Raw genomic sequence first — 20,818 nt, 5'->3', positions numbered from 1 at the left:
ATATAACAGATTGGAATTAGGGGGAATTAACATGAATACACTGCTTGTCGGAATTAACGTTGCAGTCATGCTCATTTTAGTTGGCATATTATATTATATGCAACGTAAGCATGTATCTTTTAATAAACGTGTATTTACTGCTTTAGGAGTCGGAATTATCTTTGGTCTTATATTACAATTTATTTATGAGCCTACTTCTAAAGTAATTATTGAATCAAATACTTGGTTTGGCTTAATCGGTAACGGTTATGTGAAATTGCTTCAAATGATCGTTATGCCGCTTATTTTAGTATCTATCATTTCGGCATTTACAAAATTAAAATTAACGAAAAATCTTGGAAAGATTAGTGGTCTTATTATCGGTATTTTAATTCTTACTACAGGAATTGCTGCAGCTGTCGGTATCGCTGCAAGTGCAGGATTTGATGTATCAGCAACAGGATTACAACAAGGTGATGCTGAAACTGCCCGTCTGAAACTAGTTGAAGAAAGATTTACTTCTATTGAAAAGACAACAATTCCAGACAAATTATTAGAACTATTGCCTACAAATCCATTTCTTGATCTAACAGGTGCTCGTCCAACATCAACAATTTCTGTTGTAATATTTGCAGCTTTTATCGGTATTGCCTTTATAGGCGTAAAACGAAAATATCCAGAACAAGCAGAGCTATTTAAAAAGATGCTCGATGCTGTATATGCAATCGTAATGCGTATGGTTACATTAATTTTACGCCTTACTCCATACGGTGTATTAGCTCTTATGGCAAAAACAGTTGCTGGTAGCGATATTAACGCTATTTTAAAACTTGGTAACTTCGTGTTAGCGTCTTACGTAGCACTTATCGTAATGTTTATTATTCACTTATTATTAATCGCACTATCTGGTTTAAATCCAATTCAATATTTGAAAAAGGTGTTCCCTGTATTAACATTTGCATTCACCTCTCGTTCTAGTGCTGGTGCAATGCCATTAAATATTGAAGCCCAAAAAGAAAAGCTTGGTATTTCTGAAGGAATCGCCAACTTCGCAGCTTCATTCGGGGTATCTATCGGGCAAAATGGTTGCGCAGGTATTTATCCAGCAATGCTTGCAATGATGGTCGCTCCAACTGTAGGAATTGATCCATTACAACCTCAATTTATTTTAACTTTAATCGCTGTCGTTGCTATTAGCTCATTCGGTGTTGCCGGTGTTGGTGGCGGTGCAACATTCGCAGCGTTAATCGTACTATCTACAATGAACTTACCAATCGGCATTGTTGCTCTTGTTATCTCAGTTGAGCCATTAATCGATATGGGTCGTACAGCTCTTAACGTAAGTGGCTCTATGACAGCAGGTCTTATTTCTAGTAAATGGCTTGGTGAATTAGATCAAGATACGTACAATCAAGATGATACAAAAACTGGTGAAATTGCTTCGTAGTAAAAAAAGACGCTAACAATTTATACTGTTAGCGTCTTTTTATTATGTTCCATCTCGATATATTTTATCTTGAAAACTATCAATCCATGTATTCGTTTAGTTTCTCTTTTAACTCTTCCTCAATCTCATAACAAGATTCATCAACAGATCTCCCTATTTTCTTACTCCCCCAAATTCTTGATTGAGTTGGCATTCCTAAAAAAACATTTTCACATTTCCAAATTGGAATATTATAAAATCCAATCATCTCTTGTTCTTCATCTAATATAGCTATCGCAACTGATGAATAATACCCCACCTCAAAAGGATGCTCTTTATCTCTAACAAGTTCCATAGATAGTTCCATGTTTTTTTTCTATGTATAATTGTGAGTACTCTTTATAAAGTTTAAGCGATATTCGCTCTATTTCCTTCTCCACACACTGAATTTTCTCTTTCAACTCCAATGTAAAATCTTGTTCTTTATACTTCATTTCCGCCTCCTTAATCATGGAAAAAGAGAACACAATTTAGTATTCTCTTTCCTCCAATATATTTCATTCTCTCACAGCCCGTCCCTTTTACAAATAACCATTTTGCTCACACCATTTATGAAATTGTCCTACGTCCACTCCAACTAACACGATATCCTTTAACTCGACCTCAACACTTTGCTCTCCAATTACAATAGCAAAGTGCGGGTTTTCTTGTTCTTCGTTTTTCTTTACAATTCCAATTCGGTTCCGATACGGTCCATCTTTTATATATGCTTTTTGTCCTACAATATCAAAGTTCAAGATTCTCACCTCTTTTACTGCGCTCAAATTGGAAATACGATCTCCACCTCGGAAAATTTCCTTTCATTGCACTATTTCTCTATATATATGACGAAACAATAAAAGAGTCCTCTCTTCTTTACAATTATTTTTTCTTTGTTTCATTTTTATGATTGAAACGTAAAGTTTATAATAAAATACACTTGGAAGCGCTTTCTATGTAATTTTTTATGTTATAATGTATAAGTAGAACTTCGTAAAGAGGGTTAAAAAATGAATACAAAAATTATTAAAAAAGTAATTGAGGCATTAAAAGTATATGGCTTTCAGGATGTATCATTCTGTGACAAAACGAATCAATTTTTATTTCATAACGAAACTGATATTATGAGCGGCTATGCAAAAATCACATATAATAGTCAATTTGAAAAATTTAACGTACAAATTCATCCTATTGAAACGCATCACCAAGCAGAGTTACAAGAGGTTGAAAGACATATACAAGCTTGTATAAGAAAAGTGGAATATTTAAACGCACTTCTTAGCGGACAAACAAAAATAGATGACAAAATTATTATAATGTAAAAAAAGAACGNNCGTTCTTTTTTTACATTATACGTTCATTTTTTCCTTCAGTGGTAATCCTGTAACAGATTCTAATGTATCCATCGCTTCTCCAAACGTCATATCAAAAATTGTCTTCTCTTCTATGTATGGAAACTGTCTGAAACGCTTTTCTAACATTTTCACTGCATCCGATGTAAAGTTTGCACTATCAATGCCAAATTCCGTTTCAAGAAGCACGATCCAGTCTAACACATGAAAACCTAATCCATTTACAAATGAAATCAGTTTCTCTTCTGGTTGTGAAGATAAGAATACATATCGTTCCATCTCACTGAACAGTTCTTCACCTAGAACTTCCGCTAATTCATCATCATGTTCGCGCTCAATAATTTCTCCATATCCGTAATCATCAGCAAGCTCTTCTACTTCTTCACTATCTGTAAAAAGCAATTGACTAAGCAGCGCATCTTTCTTAAATTCACTCTTTTGTACCACTTCTAAAAAACTTGTTTCCCATCCATTTTCTAATTTCATATTATATAGCTCCTTTATGTACTTTCCTTATCATCACTGTACCCAAAAGATTACTTTTATAACCTTTTAGGTAATTACTATTGTTCTATATGATTCATAACATAAGATGCAAACTCCGCTTTCGTGTTAATCGTTATAGTTACAATAGGAAACAACCTCAAAAAAAAAATCCCCATCTTTAGAACTTATTTGCGTTTAAATGATGGGATGCTTCAAGGTCTTCTTTTATTTTTTTCTTTTTATAACTTTCATCAGCTAACATTTCTAGTTCAGCCGTTATTTCTGACTTTTCAAGTTCTCGCTCTTGCGAAAATTTCCTTGAAATATATACAATAACACTACCAACGTACAACACAAAGCATATAATAAGTGCAGTATTTTCATAGAGACTTAGCTCCAACACAGTCACTCCTAATCCATTCGTATTTTCACGCTTCATTAATTGGAATTTCCCTATTAACCATTTGTTATTGTAACATAAAAATATCAATTCTTGGAATCTTTCAGCCTACTAAAAGAGGCATGATTGTTTCATCATGCCTCTGAAATATGGTGAATGATTGTTTTAATCGCTTCTTTTCCATTATATTTTTTTAATGCTGTTTTATACGCCTCATTATTTTGATGCAACTCTTCGACATGCTTTATAAGAGATTTCACAGTTACATCTTCTTCATACAATACGGAGGCATATCCTTGCTTTTCGAAGGACTCTGCATTTAAAATTTGATCTCCACGACTTGCAAATTTTGATAACGGAATTAAAACCATCGGCTTTTGCAATGTTAAAAACTCAAAAATCGCATTGGAGCCCGCACGTGAGATAACAAAATCTGTTGCCGCTAATACATCTGGTAACTCCCCATGTACATATTCAAATTGTTTATATCCTTCTTTATTTTGTAAACTTTCATCAAGATTACCTTTTCCGCAAAGATGAACAATTTGATACTTTTTAAGAAGTTCTGGTAACGCTTCTCGAACCGTTTCATTAATTTTCTTTGCGCCCAAACTTCCTCCCATAATTGTAATAACTGGCTTTTTACGTGAAAAACCTAAAAACGCTACACCTTTTTCACGATTTCCCTTTAACACTTCTTCACGTACAGGAGATCCCGTATATATTACTTTTTCTTTCGGTAAATGTTTCGCTGCTTCTTCAAACGTAACAAATATTTTCGAAGCGAAACGGAGGGCAATTTTATTTGCTAGTCCTGGCGTCATATCAGATTCATGTAATAAAACTGGTACTCTATTTAGCCACCCTCCAATTACGACTGGTACAGATACGAAACCACCTTTTGAAAAAATCACATCTGGTTTTAATTTTCGAATCCTTACATACGCATCCATAACACCCTTCATTACAAGAAAAGGATCTTTTATATTTTTTAAATCAAAATAACGGCGTAACTTCCCGCTCGCAATACTATAATACGGAATGCCTTCCTTTTCTATAATCGTTTTCTCAATCCCTTGATGAGAACCAATATAAGAAATGTCCCAATTCTGTTCTTGTAAATATGGAATAATGGCTAAATTAGGTGTTACATGTCCTGCCGAACCGCCACCTGTAAAGACTATTTTTTTCATACGTCTCCCCCTTCTAGACTATAATACACTAAAATATCTTGCCTCAGGGTGAGAAAATACCATAGCCGTTACAGACGCTTCTGGCTCCATCATGAATCCTTCCGTTAATGAAATACCTATTTCTTCCGGATGAATTAAGCGAAATAGCTTTTCTTGATCTGCAAGTTCTGGACAGGCTGGATAACCAAATGACACTCGTATTCCTCTATATTTCGTGCGGAAACGTTCTTCCATCGTCAGTTCAGGTGGGTCTGGAATTCCCCAGCGATCACGAATGAGCATATGTGTTTTTTCAGCAAGTCCTTCTGCTAATTCAAGTGCTAACGATTGAATTGCATGACTGCGCAAATAATCACCTTTCGCCTTCCACTCTTCAGCAATATCCCGAACTCCTTCCCCAACAGTAACAGATAAGAAAGCCACATAGTCCATCTCATCTCCAATAGGGCGTAAATAATCACCTAAAGTACGATATGGTGCTTTTCCTTGTCTTGGGAATGTGAAACGCTCTATAATACGCGTATGATCTTCTGGGTCATATATTACAATGTTTTGTCCGTCGCTTTGCGCTGGGAAAAATTGATACACGGCTTTCGGTTTTAACCAAGATTGTCCTTCTCGCAATAATTCGTCTATTAAATCATTTAATTCGTGCGCTCTTTTGTCTCCCTCTTTCAAAAGCTTCTTCACATTTCCTTTTAATCCAAGGTGATGTCCAAGTAGCATTTGTCTATTTAGAAATGGAGCAAGATGTGCAACTGGAATATCGCGTAATACAATTCGTTTTGTTGAGTCCGGCACCATAACCGCTGATTTTGGCAATGGCTCAATTACTGCTGGAATTTCTACTTTTTTCTCTTCTTTTGTTACGATATGAAGATGACGTTCTTTTTTATCCTGTTTCATCTTCTCACGCTCTTCTTCTTTTTGAAGCTTATTAATAATATCAAGACCTGTCATTGCATCACTCGCATAACATACGAGCCCTTTATATGATGGAGAAATACGATTATCTGTGAACTTTCTCGTTAGTGCTGCGCCACCTACAACAATTGGAATATCAATATTCGCCGCTTTTAGATCTTCAGCAGTTGTTACCATTTGTTGTGCCGACTTTACTAACAGGCCAGAAAGACCAATAATATCAGGCTTCTTTTCTTGTACTTCTTGAACAATTCGATCCGATCGGACATTAATTCCTAAATTAATAATTTCATATCCGTTATTCGATAAAATAATTTCAACAAGATTTTTCCCAATATCATGTACGTCCCCTTTAACGGTCGCTAATAATACTTTCCCTTTTTTCGCACTTTCGCTAGATTCCATATGTGGCTCTAAATAACTTACAGCAGCTTTCATACTTTCAGCACTTTGCAATACTTCAGCAACGATAAGCTCATTATTATTAAATAATCGTCCCACCTCATCCATTCCTGTCATAAGTGGACCATTAATAATATCAAGAGGTTTTCTTCCTTCTGCAAGTGCGAGACTTAAATCTTCGTGTAATCCTTGCTTCGTACCTTCTACAATATAGTTGGCTAGTCGTTCATCCAGCGTAAGCGTTTCTTGTACAATAACATCTTTCTTTTTCGCCACGCGATAAAAGTTTGTAAATTCTTCTAACGTCTCTTTCGTCGTTTCAAATAATAACGCATCCGCAAGACGTTTTTCTTCCTCTGGAATTGACGCATAGCGCTCTAATTTTTCCGTATTAACAATCGCGTAATCTAACCCTGCTTTCGTTGCATGATATAAAAAGACAGAATTTAATACTTCACGTCCAGCTGGCGGTAAACCAAACGATATATTACTCACACCTAAAATCGTTAAACATTCTGGTAACGCTTCTTTTATAAGACGAATTCCTTCTATCGTCGCTGCTGCTGAACCGATATATTCTTCATCGCCTGTCCCTACAGGAAACACGAGCGCATCAAAAATAATATCAGACGGACGTATACCATACTTCTTTGTAAGTAATTCATAGCTTCTTTTCGCAATTTCTATCTTCCGTTCTGCACTAACGGCCATACCATCTTCATCAATTGTTCCGACAACTATAGCAGCACCGTATTTCTGAAGAAGAGGTGTCACTTTCTCAAAACGCTCTTCTCCATCCTCTAAATTAATAGAGTTGATAACAGCTTTTCCTTGAATATAAGTAAGAGCTCTCTCCATCACATTTTCATCTGTTGAATCAATCATAATCGGTACTTTTAACACTTTCGTAACTTCTGCCAAGAAATTTTCCATATCTTCTATTTCATCACGATCAGGGTCCGCCATACAAATATCAATAATGTGAGCATTTTTCTTCACTTGTGCTCTTGCCACTTCAGCAGCCTCTTCAAATTTCCCTTCTGCTACTAATCGTTTAAATTTACGCGATCCAATAACATTCGTTCTTTCACCTACAAATAAAGGTCTCATAGAATCATCATATTGCAACGCCTCTAATCCACTAATTCCATGCCCTTCTCGTTCATGATGTTCACGCGGATTAAGAGTTGCTAGCGCGGCTTTCATTGCTCTTATATGTTCTGGTGTTGTACCACAACAACCACCAATAATGTTAACCCATCCTTCTTCAGCAAATCGTTTCACTTTCTCAGCAAGCGAAGATGGTGACTCATGATAATGTCCATCTTCATCTGGAAGACCTGCATTTGGATAACAAGAAATGTAACACTCCGATAAATCAGATAGCGACCGAATATGGTCTCTCATAAACTCCGGGCCAGTCGCACAGTTTAATCCGACAGATAATGGCTTCATATGTTCTACCGATAAATAAAAAGCCTCAATTGTTTGTCCTGCCAAAGTCGTCCCCATCGGCTCAATCGTTCCTGAAATCATAATAGGCACAACTTTTTTTATTTCTTCAAAAGCTGCTTGAATTCCAATATAAGCAGCTTTCACATTACGCATATCTTGACTCGTCTCAACGAGTAATACGTCCACTTCTCCCTTCAATAATCCTCTCGCCTGCCTTGTATAAGCTTCAATTAGTTCTTCAAACGTAACTCCTCCTGTAACACTAATTGCTTTCGTTGTCGGCCCCATCGCACCTGCAACATATACTTCCTTCCCGCTTTCTGTCACAGCTTGCTTCGCCAAAAGTGCTGCCTTCTCATTTAGTTCTTCGTCTAAATGAGACAACTCATAATCACTTAATACAATATTCGTCGCACCAAATGTATTCGTTTCAATAATGTCAGCTCCGGCCTCAATATAAGCTTTATGAATCTTTAAGATGACATCCGGTCTTGTTTCTACTAAATATTCATTACAGCCTTCATACTCTTCTCCCCCGAAATCTTCCGCAATTAAGTCCTCTTGCTGGATCATTGTCCCCATTGCACCATCTAATATTAAAATGCTATTTTGTAATCTTTCTTCTATACATTTCATCAATTAATACCTTCTTTCACTTCTTGCTTTTCTCTCACATATTTAACGAGATGCTCTGTAATTTCATATTTTAAAAATGGTGTGATTAAGTATATACCGTTAAAATATTTTAATGCCGTATCAATTAATTCTTGTGAAATACGAATACCTTCCTCAATAGCTGTCTCTTTCGTTTCGTGTCCATCCATTCTCTCTCTTATTTCTTCAGGAAGAGTAATGCCCGGCACCTCAAAATGAAGAAAATCTGCATTCCGCTTACTTACTAATGGCATAATTCCAATAAAGATAGGCTGTTCCAAATGTTTTGTCGCTTCATATACTTCTTTAATTAAAGCAACATCATATATTGGCTGTGTTAAAAAGTATTCTGCTCCAGCATCTATTTTTCGTTCCATTCGCTTTACCGCTGCTTTTAAATGTTTTACATGCGGATTAAACGCACCTCCGACTGAGAATCTTGTTGCCGGACCAATTGATTTGCCTAAAATAGAACGTCCATCGTTCATTTCTTTAATCATTTTAATGAGCTCGATAGATGACAAATCATATACAGAAGTGGCACCTGGAAAATCACCAACACGCGCTGGATCACCAGTTAAAGCTAGCACTTCTTCCATACCTAATGCTGATAATCCAAGCAAATGAGACTGCAGTCCAATAACGTTATGATCTCTACACGTTAAATGTGTCAATACTGGAATATCGTGCTTCGTTAATAACGCACCCATAGCCATATTCGAAACGCGAGGAGATGCTAATGAATTATCTGCTAGAGTAATAGCGTCCGCTCCAGCTCTTTTCAGTACTCTTGCTCCTTCAAAAAACCGCTGCGTATCTAGTGTTTTCGGTGGATCTAATTCCACTACAACTGTCGTTTGTTTCTTTGCCTTCTCTGCAAGAGTGACATGTGCTTTCGAACGTTTCTCGTGTGTATGAACTACTTTCGGTCTTTGAATCGTGTCCTTTTCTATTACCGGTGCAGCATTTAGAGTAGCACGCTTTATACTTTCAATATGCTCTGGAGTAGTACCACAACAACCACCCAATAACCGAACACCTTGCTCAATAAATTTCGGTGCCATCGCTTCGAAATAAGCTGGGCTTCCCTCATATACGTAACGCCCTTCCACATAATTCGGGAGACCTGCATTCGGGTATGCTGACAAGTAGCCGTTTTGCGGAATCGATATCATTTTCAAAGCTTCTATCATATGAAGTGGCCCTAGTTGGCAATTCAATCCAACAACATTTGCACCGTAATCTAAAAGCTGTTTTAATATTTCATTTACATCATTTCCATTTTGAGTCGTACCCGCCTCATGTAACGCTAACTGAGCTACAATCGGAATATTCGTTTGTTTACGCAATACTTTAACGGCATGCAATAATTCAAATTCATCATAAAAAGTTTCTAATAGTAATCCATCAACCTGTTCTTCTAGTAAAGCACCTGCCTGCTCAAGTAGCATAAATTCTCTCTCCATATCAGTCGTTGTAACAGCTCCGATATGTTTCATACCACCAATTGTCCCTAAAATCGCATTTCTTTCTGTAACAGATGCTTTTGCAAGTTTCACTGCTGCTTTATTTATTTGGACAACTTGATTCTCTAATCCATACATACGTAATTTCGCTTCATTTGCTCCGTACGTATTCGTTTGAATCACATCTGCTCCAGCAGCTATATATTGTTTATGAATCGATATAATTAAGTCTGGATCAGATATATTCAACTCTTCAAAACTACTTTGCAAACCATGTGAATGTAATAACGTTCCAACCGCACCATCACCTATTACAATTCCTTTTGATAATAAATCTAGTAATTTCACGAATCTCCCTCATTTCTATCAATATAAAAACCCCCTCTTCACTTTGAAGAGGGGGACATAATTGTTCCACCTCTTATTATGCAAAACATTCGTTTTGCAGGTATTAGCACCGTTTCAAACATTTCGTTTGAAGGTTGCCGGGTTTCACAGGGCCTTTCCCTCCACCGCTCTCAATAAGAGTTTGTCTATATATTTTATTTATGTAGCTAAAAGGAAATACGTTCCCCTTTTAACAATGTTTGTTAATTTTTTAATAAATTTAGCATGCACAAAAATAAAAGTCAATGACACTTGCGGAAAAATAAAAATTATTTAAAATAAAGTTGCAATTCAATTATCTTTTGTTGTAAAGTTAAAAACATAATAAAATTTCATACGAATATTCTTATCTAGAGAGGTAGAGGGACTGGCCCTGTGACGCCTCAGCAACCATTAACATTCACTCGTTAATAAGGTGCTAATTCCAGCAAATTGTGAAAGATTTGACAGATGAGAAGAAGACTCTATTCAAACCGAAAGCCTTCTTCTTAGAAGGCTTTTTTTATTTTATATTCATTGTTCAATTTAAAAGGAGGAATTTTCACATGACAACGATTGAAACAAAGCTAGCACAAATCGGAAACCGTAGTGAGACTACAACAGGAACTGTTAATCCACCTGTTTATTTCTCAACCGCTTATCGTCACGAAGGACTTGGTCAATCTACTGGCTTTGACTATTCACGAACTGGAAATCCAACTCGCGGTCTTTTAGAACAGGCAATCGCAGACTTAGAAAATGGTGAACAAGGTTATGCCTGTAGTTCAGGAATGGCAGCTGTTCTCCTCGTCCTTTCATTATTCCGTTCTGGAGATGAACTTATTGTATCTGAAGATTTATATGGAGGAACGTATCGCTTATTTTCTGAACACGAAAACAAGTGGAATGTTCGATGTAGATACGTAAATACACAATCTATTAAACAAATTGAGCAAGCTATCACAACTGAAACAAAAGCTATTTTCATAGAAACTCCGACTAATCCATTAATGCAAGTTACTGATATCGCTGCCGTTTCAAGTGTAGCAAAAAGGCATGGACTACTCCTTATTGTAGACAACACATTCTATACTCCTTATATACAACAACCATTAACAGAAGGTGCCGATATCGTACTTCATAGTGCAACGAAATATTTAGGTGGTCATAACGATGTACTAAGCGGATTGGTCGTTGCCAAAGGGAAAACACTTTGTGAGGAAATCGCCCATTATCACAATGCCTCAGGGGCTGTCTTAAGTCCATTTGACTCCTGGCTATTAATTCGTGGTATGAAAACTTTAGCGCTTCGCATGAAACAACATGAGGAAAATGCGAAAGCAGTTGTTGCTTATTTAAATGATGAAGACGGTGTGACAGATGTATTTTATCCCGGAAGAGGCGGTATGATTTCGTTTCGTCTGCAAGATGAAACATGGGTTAATCCATTCTTACAATCTTTATCCTTAATTACATTTGCTGAAAGTCTTGGTGGCGTAGAAAGTTTAATGACTTATCCAGCAACGCAAACACATGCTGATATTCCTAAAGAAATCAGAACGGCAAACGGTGTATGCAATCGTCTTCTTCGATTCTCCGTTGGCATTGAAAACAGCACCGATTTAATTCAAGACTTAAAGCAAGCCATTAAATTTGTAAAAGAAGGTGTAAAAATATGAGTTATTCTATAGATACACTCTTACTACACAACCAATATAAACATGACTCGCAAACAGGAGCTGTTAACGTTCCCATCTATAACACATCAACTTTTCACCAGTTTGATGTAGATACGTTCGGAAAATACGACTATAGCCGATCGGGAAATCCAACTCGGGAAGCACTTGAAGATATTATCGCTTTATTAGAAGGTGGAACAAAAGGATTCGCTTTTGCATCCGGCATTGCAGCGATTTCTACTGCTTTTCTCCTTCTTTCACAAGGCGATCATGTTCTCATTTCAGAAGACGTATATGGGGGTACTTACCGAATTATAACTGAAGTACTCTCTCGTTATGGTGTTTCACATACATTTGTTGATATGACCAATGTAGGGGAAATCAAGCAAAGCATTAAACCAAATACAAAGCTCTTTTATGTAGAAACACCTTCTAACCCGCTTTTAAAAGTGACAGATATTCGCGAGGTTTCTAAACTCGCAAAATCTATTGGCGCCCTTACATTTGTAGATAATACATTTTTGACACCACTATTCCAGAAGCCACTTGATCTTGGTGCCGATGTCGTACTTCATAGTGCCACAAAATTTATTGCTGGTCATAGCGATGTCACCGCCGGATTAGCTGTCGTAAAAGATGAAGAGCTCGCTCAAAAGCTTGGCTTTCTACAAAATGCTTTTGGTGCTATTTTAGGACCACAAGACTGTTCTCTCGTGCTTCGCGGTCTAAAAACATTGCATGTACGTCTCGAACACTCAGCTGCGAGTGCCAATAAAATTGCACACTATTTACAAGAGCACGCTAAAGTTCAAAATGTCTATTATCCTGGATTACAAACACATCTTGGCTATGATATTCAACAATCTCAAGCGACATCAGCTGGAGCTGTCTTATCTTTTACTCTGCAGTCAGAAGATGCACTCCGCCAATTTTTATCGAAAGTAAAATTACCTGTTTTTGCAGTTAGTTTAGGAGCTGTCGAGTCGATTCTTTCCTATCCAGCTAAAATGTCACATGCAGCACTGTCACAAGAAGCTCGTGATGAACGAGGGATCTCTAATTCATTACTTCGCTTATCAGTCGGTCTTGAAAATGTTAACGATTTAATATCCGATTTCGAAAATGCCCTTTCTTATGTAGAAGAGCCTATAAATGCATAAGAAAAAAAGAAGCTGACTACATTCAGCTTCTTTTATTTTAACCTGTTTTATATTCTATATATATTATTACAATTCCTTTGTCATATTATTTTAAAAATTTTGTATATTCATTTGAAAGAATAAGAAAATCATGATAAGATTGTGTTACAAATATATCTATATCTTTCAATTTTTAAAATGCATCAAAATTTTCACCCAAAAATGTCATTTTACAAAACCATGCAATTTTATCTACTTTATTTACATTAGAGTCTCTTTTCTTACAGTTTCTTTACTTTAGGAATTTTTTTCTGCAACAACTGTTTTCTTTTCTTTAATTTTTTGGTATGTATAGTATGGTATAACAGCTCACACGGAGGTGGAAAAGAACATGTTAGAAACCTTTCAAAAAGAAATAGAACTATATGAAAGCAATGCAGAATTATTGAAAGTGCTTGCTCATCCTGTTCGCTTATGTATTGTAAAGGGATTAATTGAACGTGGCCCAAGCAACGTTTCTACAATGTACACAGGCTTAAACATGCCACAATCTACAATTTCACAGCATTTAGCAAAATTAAAAAGTGCTAAAATCGTTTCTAGTGAAAGAAAAGGATTAGAAATTTACTACAAAGTAGAAAACGAAACAATTATTCAACTCGTTCGCGTATTATTAGGTTAGGGACTAATAGACAGAGAAACAGAGCGTATTCTATATTTTTCATCTCATATCTTTAATATAAATATATATCATGAGAGAAAATATACAATGCTACATACTAAAAGTCGTATTAAAAAACAAGACACAGAAATATACTGTGTCTTGTTTTTTATATTGTTACATATCGCTCCAATTGTAAATGCTGCATACCTTTTGTATGTATAACAACATCAAAGGCACTCCCTAATCCTCCGTTCAAAATCATAGAGCGAATAGCTCTATTTAGTTTTGTAGTTTCAGAAAAAGGATTCGTATCCTGATGGCTCTTAAGCTGATCTAATATTCCTGCAGCTAACAAAAACTCTGATTGCTTCCTATGCCATACTATACTCATTCCTTGCAGGCTAAACATCTCCTTCAGCTCATCCCAATGAATATGAGTAGTAAGATCCATTTCACCTGGATACGCTAGAGGATTACGTATTAGCTTATGCTTATAATATCCTCTTAAACTTCCTTCATGATGTGCAGGATGCATCCATTCTTCTTTTGTATATCCATAATCAACTGTAATACATATACCTTTCTGAAACCATTTCGCAATCTCTTCTATATATTCTTCCATTGCAATAGGCACTTCAAAGCGCTGTCCCTCCGCAATATGAATGTTATATTTCAATAAGTACCGACCGATTCTTTTATCTAACGGTCTACATACTTCAGCAAGGTTCCCTTCCTCTGTATACGTAATACGTACTTCATATAGCATTCCATTTCTCTTCTCAATTACTTCAACAGGAAATGCATCAAATAACTCATTCGAAAAAAGAATCCCTTCGAATGATTCTCCCATTTCACTATAAGATGTATAGTACGATACATTAGAAAATGAGCATAGATTCTCCTGTTGTAAATTTCTATGAAAAGGGCTCACTTCAATCATTGAATAGTTTAAATCAATAAAGGTTTCCGGAGATAATTGCTTCCATTCTTGTAAAACATCATAGGCAAACTTTCCTGTTCCTCCGCCAATCTCACAAATATTTGGAGAAACTTCACCATTCTCAACAAGACGAATAAAAAACTTAGCAAACGTTTTTGCAAAAACAGAGGATACATTGCTACTTGTAAAAAAATCCCCTTGTCTCCCAATCTTTTCACGTTCTTTCATATAATAACCATGTCCTTCTGCATACAATACGAGGTTCATATATGTACTATATGAAATTGAATAATCCTTCTCTTTCCCCATCCATTCTCTTAAAATGAGCTCCATCTCCATAATGACTCCTTATTGTAAAAATGGATTATTTTCTTTTTCAAAACCGATGCTTGTTTCTGGACCATGTCCACATAGCACCGCTGTTTCATCTGGTAATACAAATAATTTCTCTTCAATACTTCCAATTAATTCAGCAAAACTCCCACCAGGTAAATCCGTTCTGCCGATGCTCATTTGGAATAATACATCTCCAGAGAACACCGCGTTCGCCTCTTTACAATAATAAGAAATACTTCCTGGAGAATGTCCTGGCGTCTCAAAAATTTCAAAGCTAAATGAACCGATAGTTAATGGGCCCTCTGCCTCAATAATATGATCGGCTGGTTTTGCTGTAATACTGCGGTTCATCATAAAAATTTGAGAGCCATTTACAGTTGCATCTCCTAACCAATCTGCTTCTTCTTTATGTACGTATACAGGAATATGGAAAGCGTCTCTTACCGCATCGACAGCACCAATATGATCAAAGTGAGCATGTGTTAATAAAACCGCAAGAGGTTTTAATTGTTCTTCTTGCAAATATGTCACGAGCTTTTCTCCTTCGTGACCAGGGTCAAAAATAATACACTCATTTTGATCGTTCGTTAAAATATAAGCATTTGTTTGTAATGGGCCTAACGGCATTTGTGTCCATTTCATATGAAAATCTCCTCCAGTTATTAAACTTACTTTTTATGATACACCATTTCTTTCTCTTAGGAAAAGAAAGGATGCTATCTCGACAATCATTTTTAAAACATGTACAATATAAAGGAGTGAATATTCTAAAAACTCATATTAAGGAATGGGTAGGCAGAGGAGGATATTGTATGGGCCTTGTTATTATTTTTACGCTTGTCACTCTGTTAGCTGTATTTGCTACGCTTAGAACACTTCGCGAGAAGAACTTTTTCGCGGGCGGCTTTGCAATTGCAACCGTACTCGTTTTCGGATGGTTTACAATCATGACTGTTCTATATAACGGGTACCCACCAACAGCTTAATTCATTTGCATGTTATTCTTCATCGAGATTTCACACAAAAAGAGGAAGGGTTTCCCCTTCCTCTTTTCATATTTCACAACTTATATCATCTTCGCTTCGTATTTGTGCTTTTTTACAAGCCACGCTGCCCCGATAACACCTGCATCGTTACCAAGTGTTGCAATGGCTAACTTCGTGCTCTTTACAGCACGTGAGAAAGCATATTGCTCGAAATAACGTTGAACTGGTTCTAATAGTGCATCTCCAGCTTTAGACACGCCACCACCAATAACAATTTTCTCTGGGTTCAACGTACTAGAAAGGTTCGCTACAGCTAATCCTAAATAAGAAGCTACTTTTTCTATTACTTCACCTGCTAGCTCATCACCTTGTCCATGCGCTTCAAATACATCTTTTGATGTAATACGCCCTTCTTCTGCTAACATAGAACGTAAAAGACTCTCTGTATTAGTTTCTTGTATTTTTTGCATAGCAACGCGCACAATACCCGTTGCAGATGTTACTGTTTCTAAGCAACCAGACTTTCCGCAATTACACGGGAAAGCATTCTCTGTAACTACCGTAATATGTCCAATCTCACCAGCAGCACCACTTATACCGTGTACAATCTCACCATTAGTGATTACACCGCCACCAACACCAGTGCCAAGTGTCATACAAATTAAATCTTTTGCTCCTTCACCAGCACCTTTCCACATTTCACCAAGCGCTGCTAAGTTTGCATCATTATCAATCACAACAGGTAATCCTGTTTCTACTTCTAATAAATCTTTTAAGGGATAGTTCTTCCATCCTAAATTAACCGCTTCATAAATCATTCCAGATGCCACATGTACAGGACCAGGAGCTCCCATACCAATACCGATTAATTTACTTTTTAATTCCCCTAATTCTTCTAACTTTTTATCAATAGCTTTCGCTACATCAAGTGTAATATGTTTTCCTTGCTCGTTTTTATTTGTAGGGATTTCCCACTTATGTAAAATTTCGCCATAGACATTAATAAACGCTAATTTAATCGTTGTACCACCAAGGTCAACACCAACTAACCATTTCTCTTCCATGTTGCTTACCTACCTTTATCTAATTCTTATTTAGCTCTTTTTGAATTTCTTGCTTCAATAAAAATAAAGCTGTTTGATAGTCTTGTGGATCAATTAGCTGTGATTGATTTAATTCACGCAATTCATCTTGCATTAATTGTAAATCTGCAATTCGATCACCTGTATAAATAATCGTACCAAATTTCTTTAGCAATTGTTGAATATCATAAATGGATATCATTTCATCACCCTCTATGCTCACTTACTATAAAAAATTATAATAAGAAAACGTTCACATATTTTATTATAATCAAGAATAAAAAGTCTCGTCAATTTTTATTTGTCTATACAAGCCCATTTATAACCATTGTTCCTTTTTCTGTAATAATTTTTTCTACATTTTTATCAAAGGACTCTACCGGAATATATTTTACCATTTGAAAATCATAGGCTAATGATAGCGTTTTCCCTTTATAATGCACGAGATAACGATCATAATAGCCACCACCATATCCAATCCGTTCTCCTCGCTGCGTATAAGCTACGCCTGGCACGACAAGAAGATCAATTTCATCTACATTCACTTCTTCCGTTAGCTCCAGAATCGGTTCACGTAAATTCATATATACTGTTTCTAATTGATCAAAATTACTAATTTGTCGGAAAGACATTGTCCGTGTCCCTTTATTACACTTTGGAACAACAACTTGCTTTCCTTCTTTCCAAGCTTTTTCGATAATTGGATATGTATTCACTTCACGTTCCATCGAGAGAGTGATTCCAATTGTTTTAGCTTCAATCCACTCTTTTTGCGCGTACAACGACGCTGCGATTTGCTCTGATAAAGTTGTATACTGTTCTTCCGATAAAGAATTCATGTGTTCTATTATTTGTTTACGTAAACGTACTTTCTCTTCTTTCACACATTTCCCCTCCTTGCAGTGACACTTTACTCTACGAAGATAGTGTATCACTTTTAGCACAGGAATCGAATAAAAAAAGAAACAGTAGGAAAATATTCCTACTGCTTACTTTGTTTCACGGTGTAACGTAGACTTCTTGTCACGCTTGCAATACTTTTTAAGCTCGATACGCTCAGCGTTGTTACGTTTATTTTTCTTTGAGATATAGTTACGATCTCCGCATTCTGTACATGCTAGAGTAATATTTACACGCATTCTTATTTCCCTCCAGTACTAATAACTTAAATCAGACTATACCATAATACCACTTTTAAAATAAAAATTCTACACCTTTTGATATTGTCTAATTTTTTCTATAAGATTTTTCATGTTTTCCCTTGCTATCACTGGGTTTCTAGCATGTGAATACACCAAAAATTTTGGTTGTTTTGTGTCAGAAACGATATAAGACCACTCTTTTTCGGTATATTTGAACTGTACTCCTTCAAATATACCCTCTTCCTTCCTTTCCATATCAGCCAATAATTTCCTCATCACTTTCCCTTTTTCTTTCCATGAACAGACAACTTCATCATAAAGTAAATAAAGCGGTGGTGATTGCTCTACTATGCTTCGAAACGTTTTCCCTTGCAGTGCTATTAGCTCGAATAATTTTCCAATTCGATATAAAATATCTCTCTTCCATCTTACTTGAAAAGATTTCTTTTCATCTTGCGTATAAAATAGGAGGTAACATTCTCCTAATTTCAAAGACATCGGGTAAATATTTCCTTTCGATTCCAGTAATAAATCAGGAAGGTCTATTTCTTCAAAATCTGTACCTTGGTAAATATTACTATGATTATCATATAACTCGAAATAATTTCCTTTCTCAGAAAACATAAGTGCCATATTTGCTTTACTTGATTTCATCAAAGCTTTCACATGATCTTTTTGTTCGCCCGCATAAATCCATGTAACCGTGCAGCCAAGCCTTTGAAGAAAAAGCATAAGTAAATGTTGTAACATATCATTTCTCTTATTAATAAGAAGATGAAACTTCTGCTTTTGTATTTGCTCAATATCAATACGCTCTAATACAGCCTCTATATAATCATGTAAAGAGACGTGAACTGGCGTATTTCGTCCCATTTCTTTCTCACATACATAATAAAACGACTCGGACATATATACTTGTTCTATCTCTTTTTGCTGCTTATACGTTAACTGCATCCCATCCTTACCATACAACTTTATAACAACCTCTTTTTCATTTTCCACTTGAACGAAAACCCCACCTACACATTGCAAATTATAAATATTATACTGAAAAAGAGACTCGTTCATTTCTTTACATTCCATCGTATGAATCCCGATACCGTGTATAGCATGTAAGAACAAATTTTTATAGGAAGTTGTTTCTATCTGTTCTTGACTCCCGATTAATATACTTTCCCCTTTTGCAAAAAGAGATCCATACGCCATCGCAACTTTCACAATAAATTGAGGGGTAATCTCAACATTCCCTCTCCCTACAATACGGCTTTTTTGTAACCATCCCGTACTCTTTTCACTTTCTTGAACACCAGCCGATCCTACTACCGAGTGACTATCAATTTCCTTATAAGGCCATAGTTTTCCTTTTTGCTTAATTACCGTACTTTTCCCTATATGACAATGATCCGCTACAATGCTTTTTTGAAACAGTGTAACGTCATCTTCAACCATTGTATGCCCTCCTATTGTCGTTTCTAATAGCTCGCAATACTCCCCAATGTGAGCATTCGCAAAAACAATACTTTTTTGAAGATGAGAATAACTTGAAATAGTACTATTTTTCCCGATTATAGAGTACGGCTCAATTACAGCCCCCGCACCAACCTTTGCTCCTTCTCCAATAAAAGAAGGACCATGAATTTTCGTTCCTTTCCCAATCGTTACACCTTCTCCCATCCATACCATCGGCAATACTTCAGTATAAGGAATAGGTACTTGCAGTTTTTTCGTTAACAAATCAAATTGTGCTTGTCGATATTGATCAAATGTACCAATATCTAACCAATACCCTTCTGACAAATATGCAGATAAGGCGTTCTTATTTACCAATAGCGGAAACACATCTTGACTGAAATCAAAAAATTCTTTGGGCGGTATGTAAGAAAAAATCTCTGGCTCCATAATATAAATACCTGTATTTACAACATTAGAGACTACCTCATTCCAGCTTGGTTTTTCTATATACCGTATAACTTCTTGTTCTTTGTTCATTACCACTAAACCAAATGAGAGTGGGTTTTCTACTTCCTTTACAAACATTGTTATCATTCTTTTCTTTTGTTCATGAAACACAATTCCTTCTGATAATTGAAAATCAGTTAATGCATCTCCACTTATCACAACAAATGTCTCATCTAGAAAATTTTCCGCTTGTTTAATACTCCCTGCGGTTCCAAGCGGAGGAGAGTCTTCAAAATAGTACAAGTTAACTCCCCATTTACTACCATCACCAAAATACCGCTTAATGGCTGTACTCATATATTGAACGGTAATTGCAATTTCACGAATACCATGCTGACGTAATAATTCAATATTGTATTCTAAAACTGGTTTTTCTAATAATGGCAACATCGGCTTTGGAGTATTACACGTTAATGGTCTAAGGCGTCTTCCTTTTCCTCCAGCTAAAATAACCCCCTTCATATACTTCAGCCTCCACTTATATAATGTTCAGTCACTCCGTATACCATATGTATATTCTTTATCTCACATGAACTAGCAGCATAAAGTGAAACTTTAATCAGTAGGGGTTTTGTCCATCCTCACTGATTGTTAGCCCACATCAATCGGGCTTTTACGAGCAGTTATCTCCCCCCTAACTTCCTCGCATTCGCCGAATTTTGAGGTGGGGTCTTACCGCCCAGCAAATAGCGGGATAAATGTACCTTTCAAATCTCGCCAAAAGAAAGCGCTTACCATTAACTTAGTAA

The 20,818-nt window shown here is 36.2% G+C and carries 19 protein-coding genes, 1 pseudogene and 2 riboswitches; of the genes and pseudogenes, 6 read left to right on the top strand and 14 right to left on the bottom strand.

What is annotated here, in order from left to right; all coding sequences use genetic code 11:
• Positions 1-31: 31 nt before the first annotated feature.
• The gene (locus tag COI75_RS11180) at positions 32-1,426 is read left to right on the top strand and encodes an L-cystine transporter (RefSeq protein ID WP_001094326.1); all 1,395 of its coding nucleotides are present in this window, start codon (positions 32-34) and stop codon (positions 1,424-1,426) included.
• Between the two features lie 79 nt (positions 1,427-1,505).
• On the opposite strand, the pseudogene COI75_RS27275 reads toward COI75_RS11180, so the two are convergent.
• Together COI75_RS27275 and COI75_RS11170 are read right to left on the bottom strand one after the other, a co-directional pair.
• Positions 1,506-1,899 (bottom strand): annotated as a pseudogene (locus tag COI75_RS27275) (hypothetical protein).
• 87 nt (positions 1,900-1,986) lie between these two features.
• Entirely contained in the window at positions 1,987-2,202 is a 216-nt protein-coding gene (locus tag COI75_RS11170) for a DUF3912 family protein (RefSeq protein ID WP_001008336.1), read from the bottom strand.
• 252 nt (positions 2,203-2,454) lie between these two features.
• Between COI75_RS11170 and COI75_RS11165 the strand changes: the two genes are divergently transcribed.
• On the top strand, positions 2,455-2,766 hold the full coding sequence (locus tag COI75_RS11165; RefSeq protein WP_001092836.1) for a hypothetical protein: 312 nt from the start codon (positions 2,455-2,457) through the stop codon (positions 2,764-2,766).
• 27 nt (positions 2,767-2,793) lie between these two features.
• Here the strand turns inward: COI75_RS11165 and COI75_RS11160 are convergent, their stop codons facing one another.
• The 5 genes from COI75_RS11160 to COI75_RS11140 form a co-directional block, all read right to left on the bottom strand.
• Positions 2,794-3,282: a hypothetical protein gene (locus tag COI75_RS11160; protein WP_000764245.1), complete on the bottom strand. Its 489-nt coding sequence runs from the start codon at positions 3,280-3,282 to the stop codon at positions 2,794-2,796.
• Positions 3,283-3,460: 178 nt separating this feature from the next.
• The gene (locus COI75_RS11155) at positions 3,461-3,721 is read right to left on the bottom strand and encodes a DUF3966 domain-containing protein (RefSeq protein ID WP_000817962.1); all 261 of its coding nucleotides are present in this window, start codon (positions 3,719-3,721) and stop codon (positions 3,461-3,463) included.
• Positions 3,722-3,816: 95 nt separating this feature from the next.
• Positions 3,817-4,875, bottom strand: coding sequence for an undecaprenyldiphospho-muramoylpentapeptide beta-N-acetylglucosaminyltransferase (gene murG, locus COI75_RS11150; RefSeq protein ID WP_000724786.1), 1,059 nt, complete (start codon positions 4,873-4,875; stop codon positions 3,817-3,819).
• 18 nt (positions 4,876-4,893) lie between these two features.
• Positions 4,894-8,292 carry a methionine synthase gene (gene metH / locus COI75_RS11145; RefSeq protein WP_000649733.1) on the bottom strand — a complete coding sequence of 1,133 codons (3,399 nt, stop codon included), beginning with the start codon at positions 8,290-8,292 and terminating at the stop codon, positions 4,894-4,896.
• On the bottom strand, positions 8,292-10,124 hold the full coding sequence (locus tag COI75_RS11140; RefSeq protein WP_000770324.1) for a bifunctional homocysteine S-methyltransferase/methylenetetrahydrofolate reductase: 1,833 nt from the start codon (positions 10,122-10,124) through the stop codon (positions 8,292-8,294). The genes metH and COI75_RS11140 overlap by 1 nt, the downstream gene beginning before the upstream one ends.
• Positions 10,125-10,194: 70 nt before the next feature.
• Positions 10,195-10,304: riboswitch (SAM riboswitch) on the bottom strand.
• Positions 10,305-10,506: 202 nt separating this feature from the next.
• A riboswitch (SAM riboswitch) is annotated at positions 10,507-10,620 on the top strand.
• Between the two features lie 88 nt (positions 10,621-10,708).
• Between COI75_RS11140 and metI the strand changes: the two genes are divergently transcribed.
• The 3 genes from metI to COI75_RS11125 all read left to right on the top strand — a co-directional run bounded on the left by metI (position 10,709) and on the right by COI75_RS11125 (position 13,642).
• Complete coding sequence (gene metI / locus COI75_RS11135; RefSeq protein WP_000207429.1) at positions 10,709-11,821, top strand: cystathionine gamma-synthase/O-acetylhomoserine thiolyase; 1,113 nt, start codon at positions 10,709-10,711, stop codon at positions 11,819-11,821.
• On the top strand, positions 11,818-12,981 hold the full coding sequence (gene metC, locus COI75_RS11130; protein WP_000122288.1) for a cystathionine beta-lyase: 1,164 nt from the start codon (positions 11,818-11,820) through the stop codon (positions 12,979-12,981). Before metI ends, metC begins: the two co-directional genes overlap by 4 nt.
• Before the next feature lie 370 nt (positions 12,982-13,351).
• A complete protein-coding gene (locus COI75_RS11125; RefSeq protein WP_000894375.1) occupies positions 13,352-13,642 on the top strand; it encodes an ArsR/SmtB family transcription factor in 291 nt (96 codons plus the stop codon).
• A gap of 148 nt (positions 13,643-13,790) precedes the next feature.
• Here the strand turns inward: COI75_RS11125 and COI75_RS11120 are convergent, their stop codons facing one another.
• Together COI75_RS11120 and COI75_RS11115 are read right to left on the bottom strand one after the other, a co-directional pair.
• Positions 13,791-14,903, bottom strand: coding sequence for a class I SAM-dependent methyltransferase (locus tag COI75_RS11120; protein ID WP_000425118.1), 1,113 nt, complete (start codon positions 14,901-14,903; stop codon positions 13,791-13,793).
• A gap of 9 nt (positions 14,904-14,912) precedes the next feature.
• Positions 14,913-15,542, bottom strand: coding sequence for an MBL fold metallo-hydrolase (locus COI75_RS11115; RefSeq protein ID WP_000872318.1), 630 nt, complete (start codon positions 15,540-15,542; stop codon positions 14,913-14,915).
• Positions 15,543-15,712: 170 nt separating this feature from the next.
• Between COI75_RS11115 and COI75_RS11110 the strand changes: the two genes are divergently transcribed.
• On the top strand, positions 15,713-15,886 hold the full coding sequence (locus COI75_RS11110) for a DUF2759 domain-containing protein (RefSeq protein ID WP_000524851.1): 174 nt from the start codon (positions 15,713-15,715) through the stop codon (positions 15,884-15,886).
• 80 nt (positions 15,887-15,966) lie between these two features.
• Here the strand turns inward: COI75_RS11110 and glcK are convergent, their stop codons facing one another.
• The 5 genes from glcK to COI75_RS11085 form a co-directional block, all read right to left on the bottom strand.
• Positions 15,967-16,950 (bottom strand): glucokinase, encoded by a 984-nt coding sequence (gene glcK, locus COI75_RS11105; protein WP_000391700.1) that lies wholly within the window; start codon positions 16,948-16,950, stop codon positions 15,967-15,969.
• A 19-nt stretch (positions 16,951-16,969) separates the two neighbouring features.
• A complete protein-coding gene (locus tag COI75_RS11100; RefSeq protein WP_000623706.1) occupies positions 16,970-17,170 on the bottom strand; it encodes a YqgQ family protein in 201 nt (66 codons plus the stop codon).
• A gap of 103 nt (positions 17,171-17,273) precedes the next feature.
• Entirely contained in the window at positions 17,274-17,852 is a 579-nt protein-coding gene (locus tag COI75_RS11095; protein ID WP_000656857.1) for a 5-formyltetrahydrofolate cyclo-ligase, read from the bottom strand.
• Between the two features lie 105 nt (positions 17,853-17,957).
• Positions 17,958-18,107: a 50S ribosomal protein L33 gene (gene rpmG / locus COI75_RS11090; protein ID WP_001265616.1), complete on the bottom strand. Its 150-nt coding sequence runs from the start codon at positions 18,105-18,107 to the stop codon at positions 17,958-17,960.
• A gap of 69 nt (positions 18,108-18,176) precedes the next feature.
• Positions 18,177-20,531, bottom strand: a complete 2,355-nt coding sequence (locus COI75_RS11085; protein ID WP_098448355.1) for a sugar phosphate nucleotidyltransferase — start codon at positions 20,529-20,531, stop codon at positions 18,177-18,179.
• Positions 20,532-20,818: the final 287 nt, after the last annotated feature.

Origin of the sequence: Bacillus cereus (genome assembly GCF_002564555.1) — a bacterium.
Lineage (GTDB): Bacteria > Bacillota > Bacilli > Bacillales > Bacillaceae_G > Bacillus_A > Bacillus_A cereus_K.
This window is presented reverse-complemented; position numbering and strand designations above follow the sequence as displayed.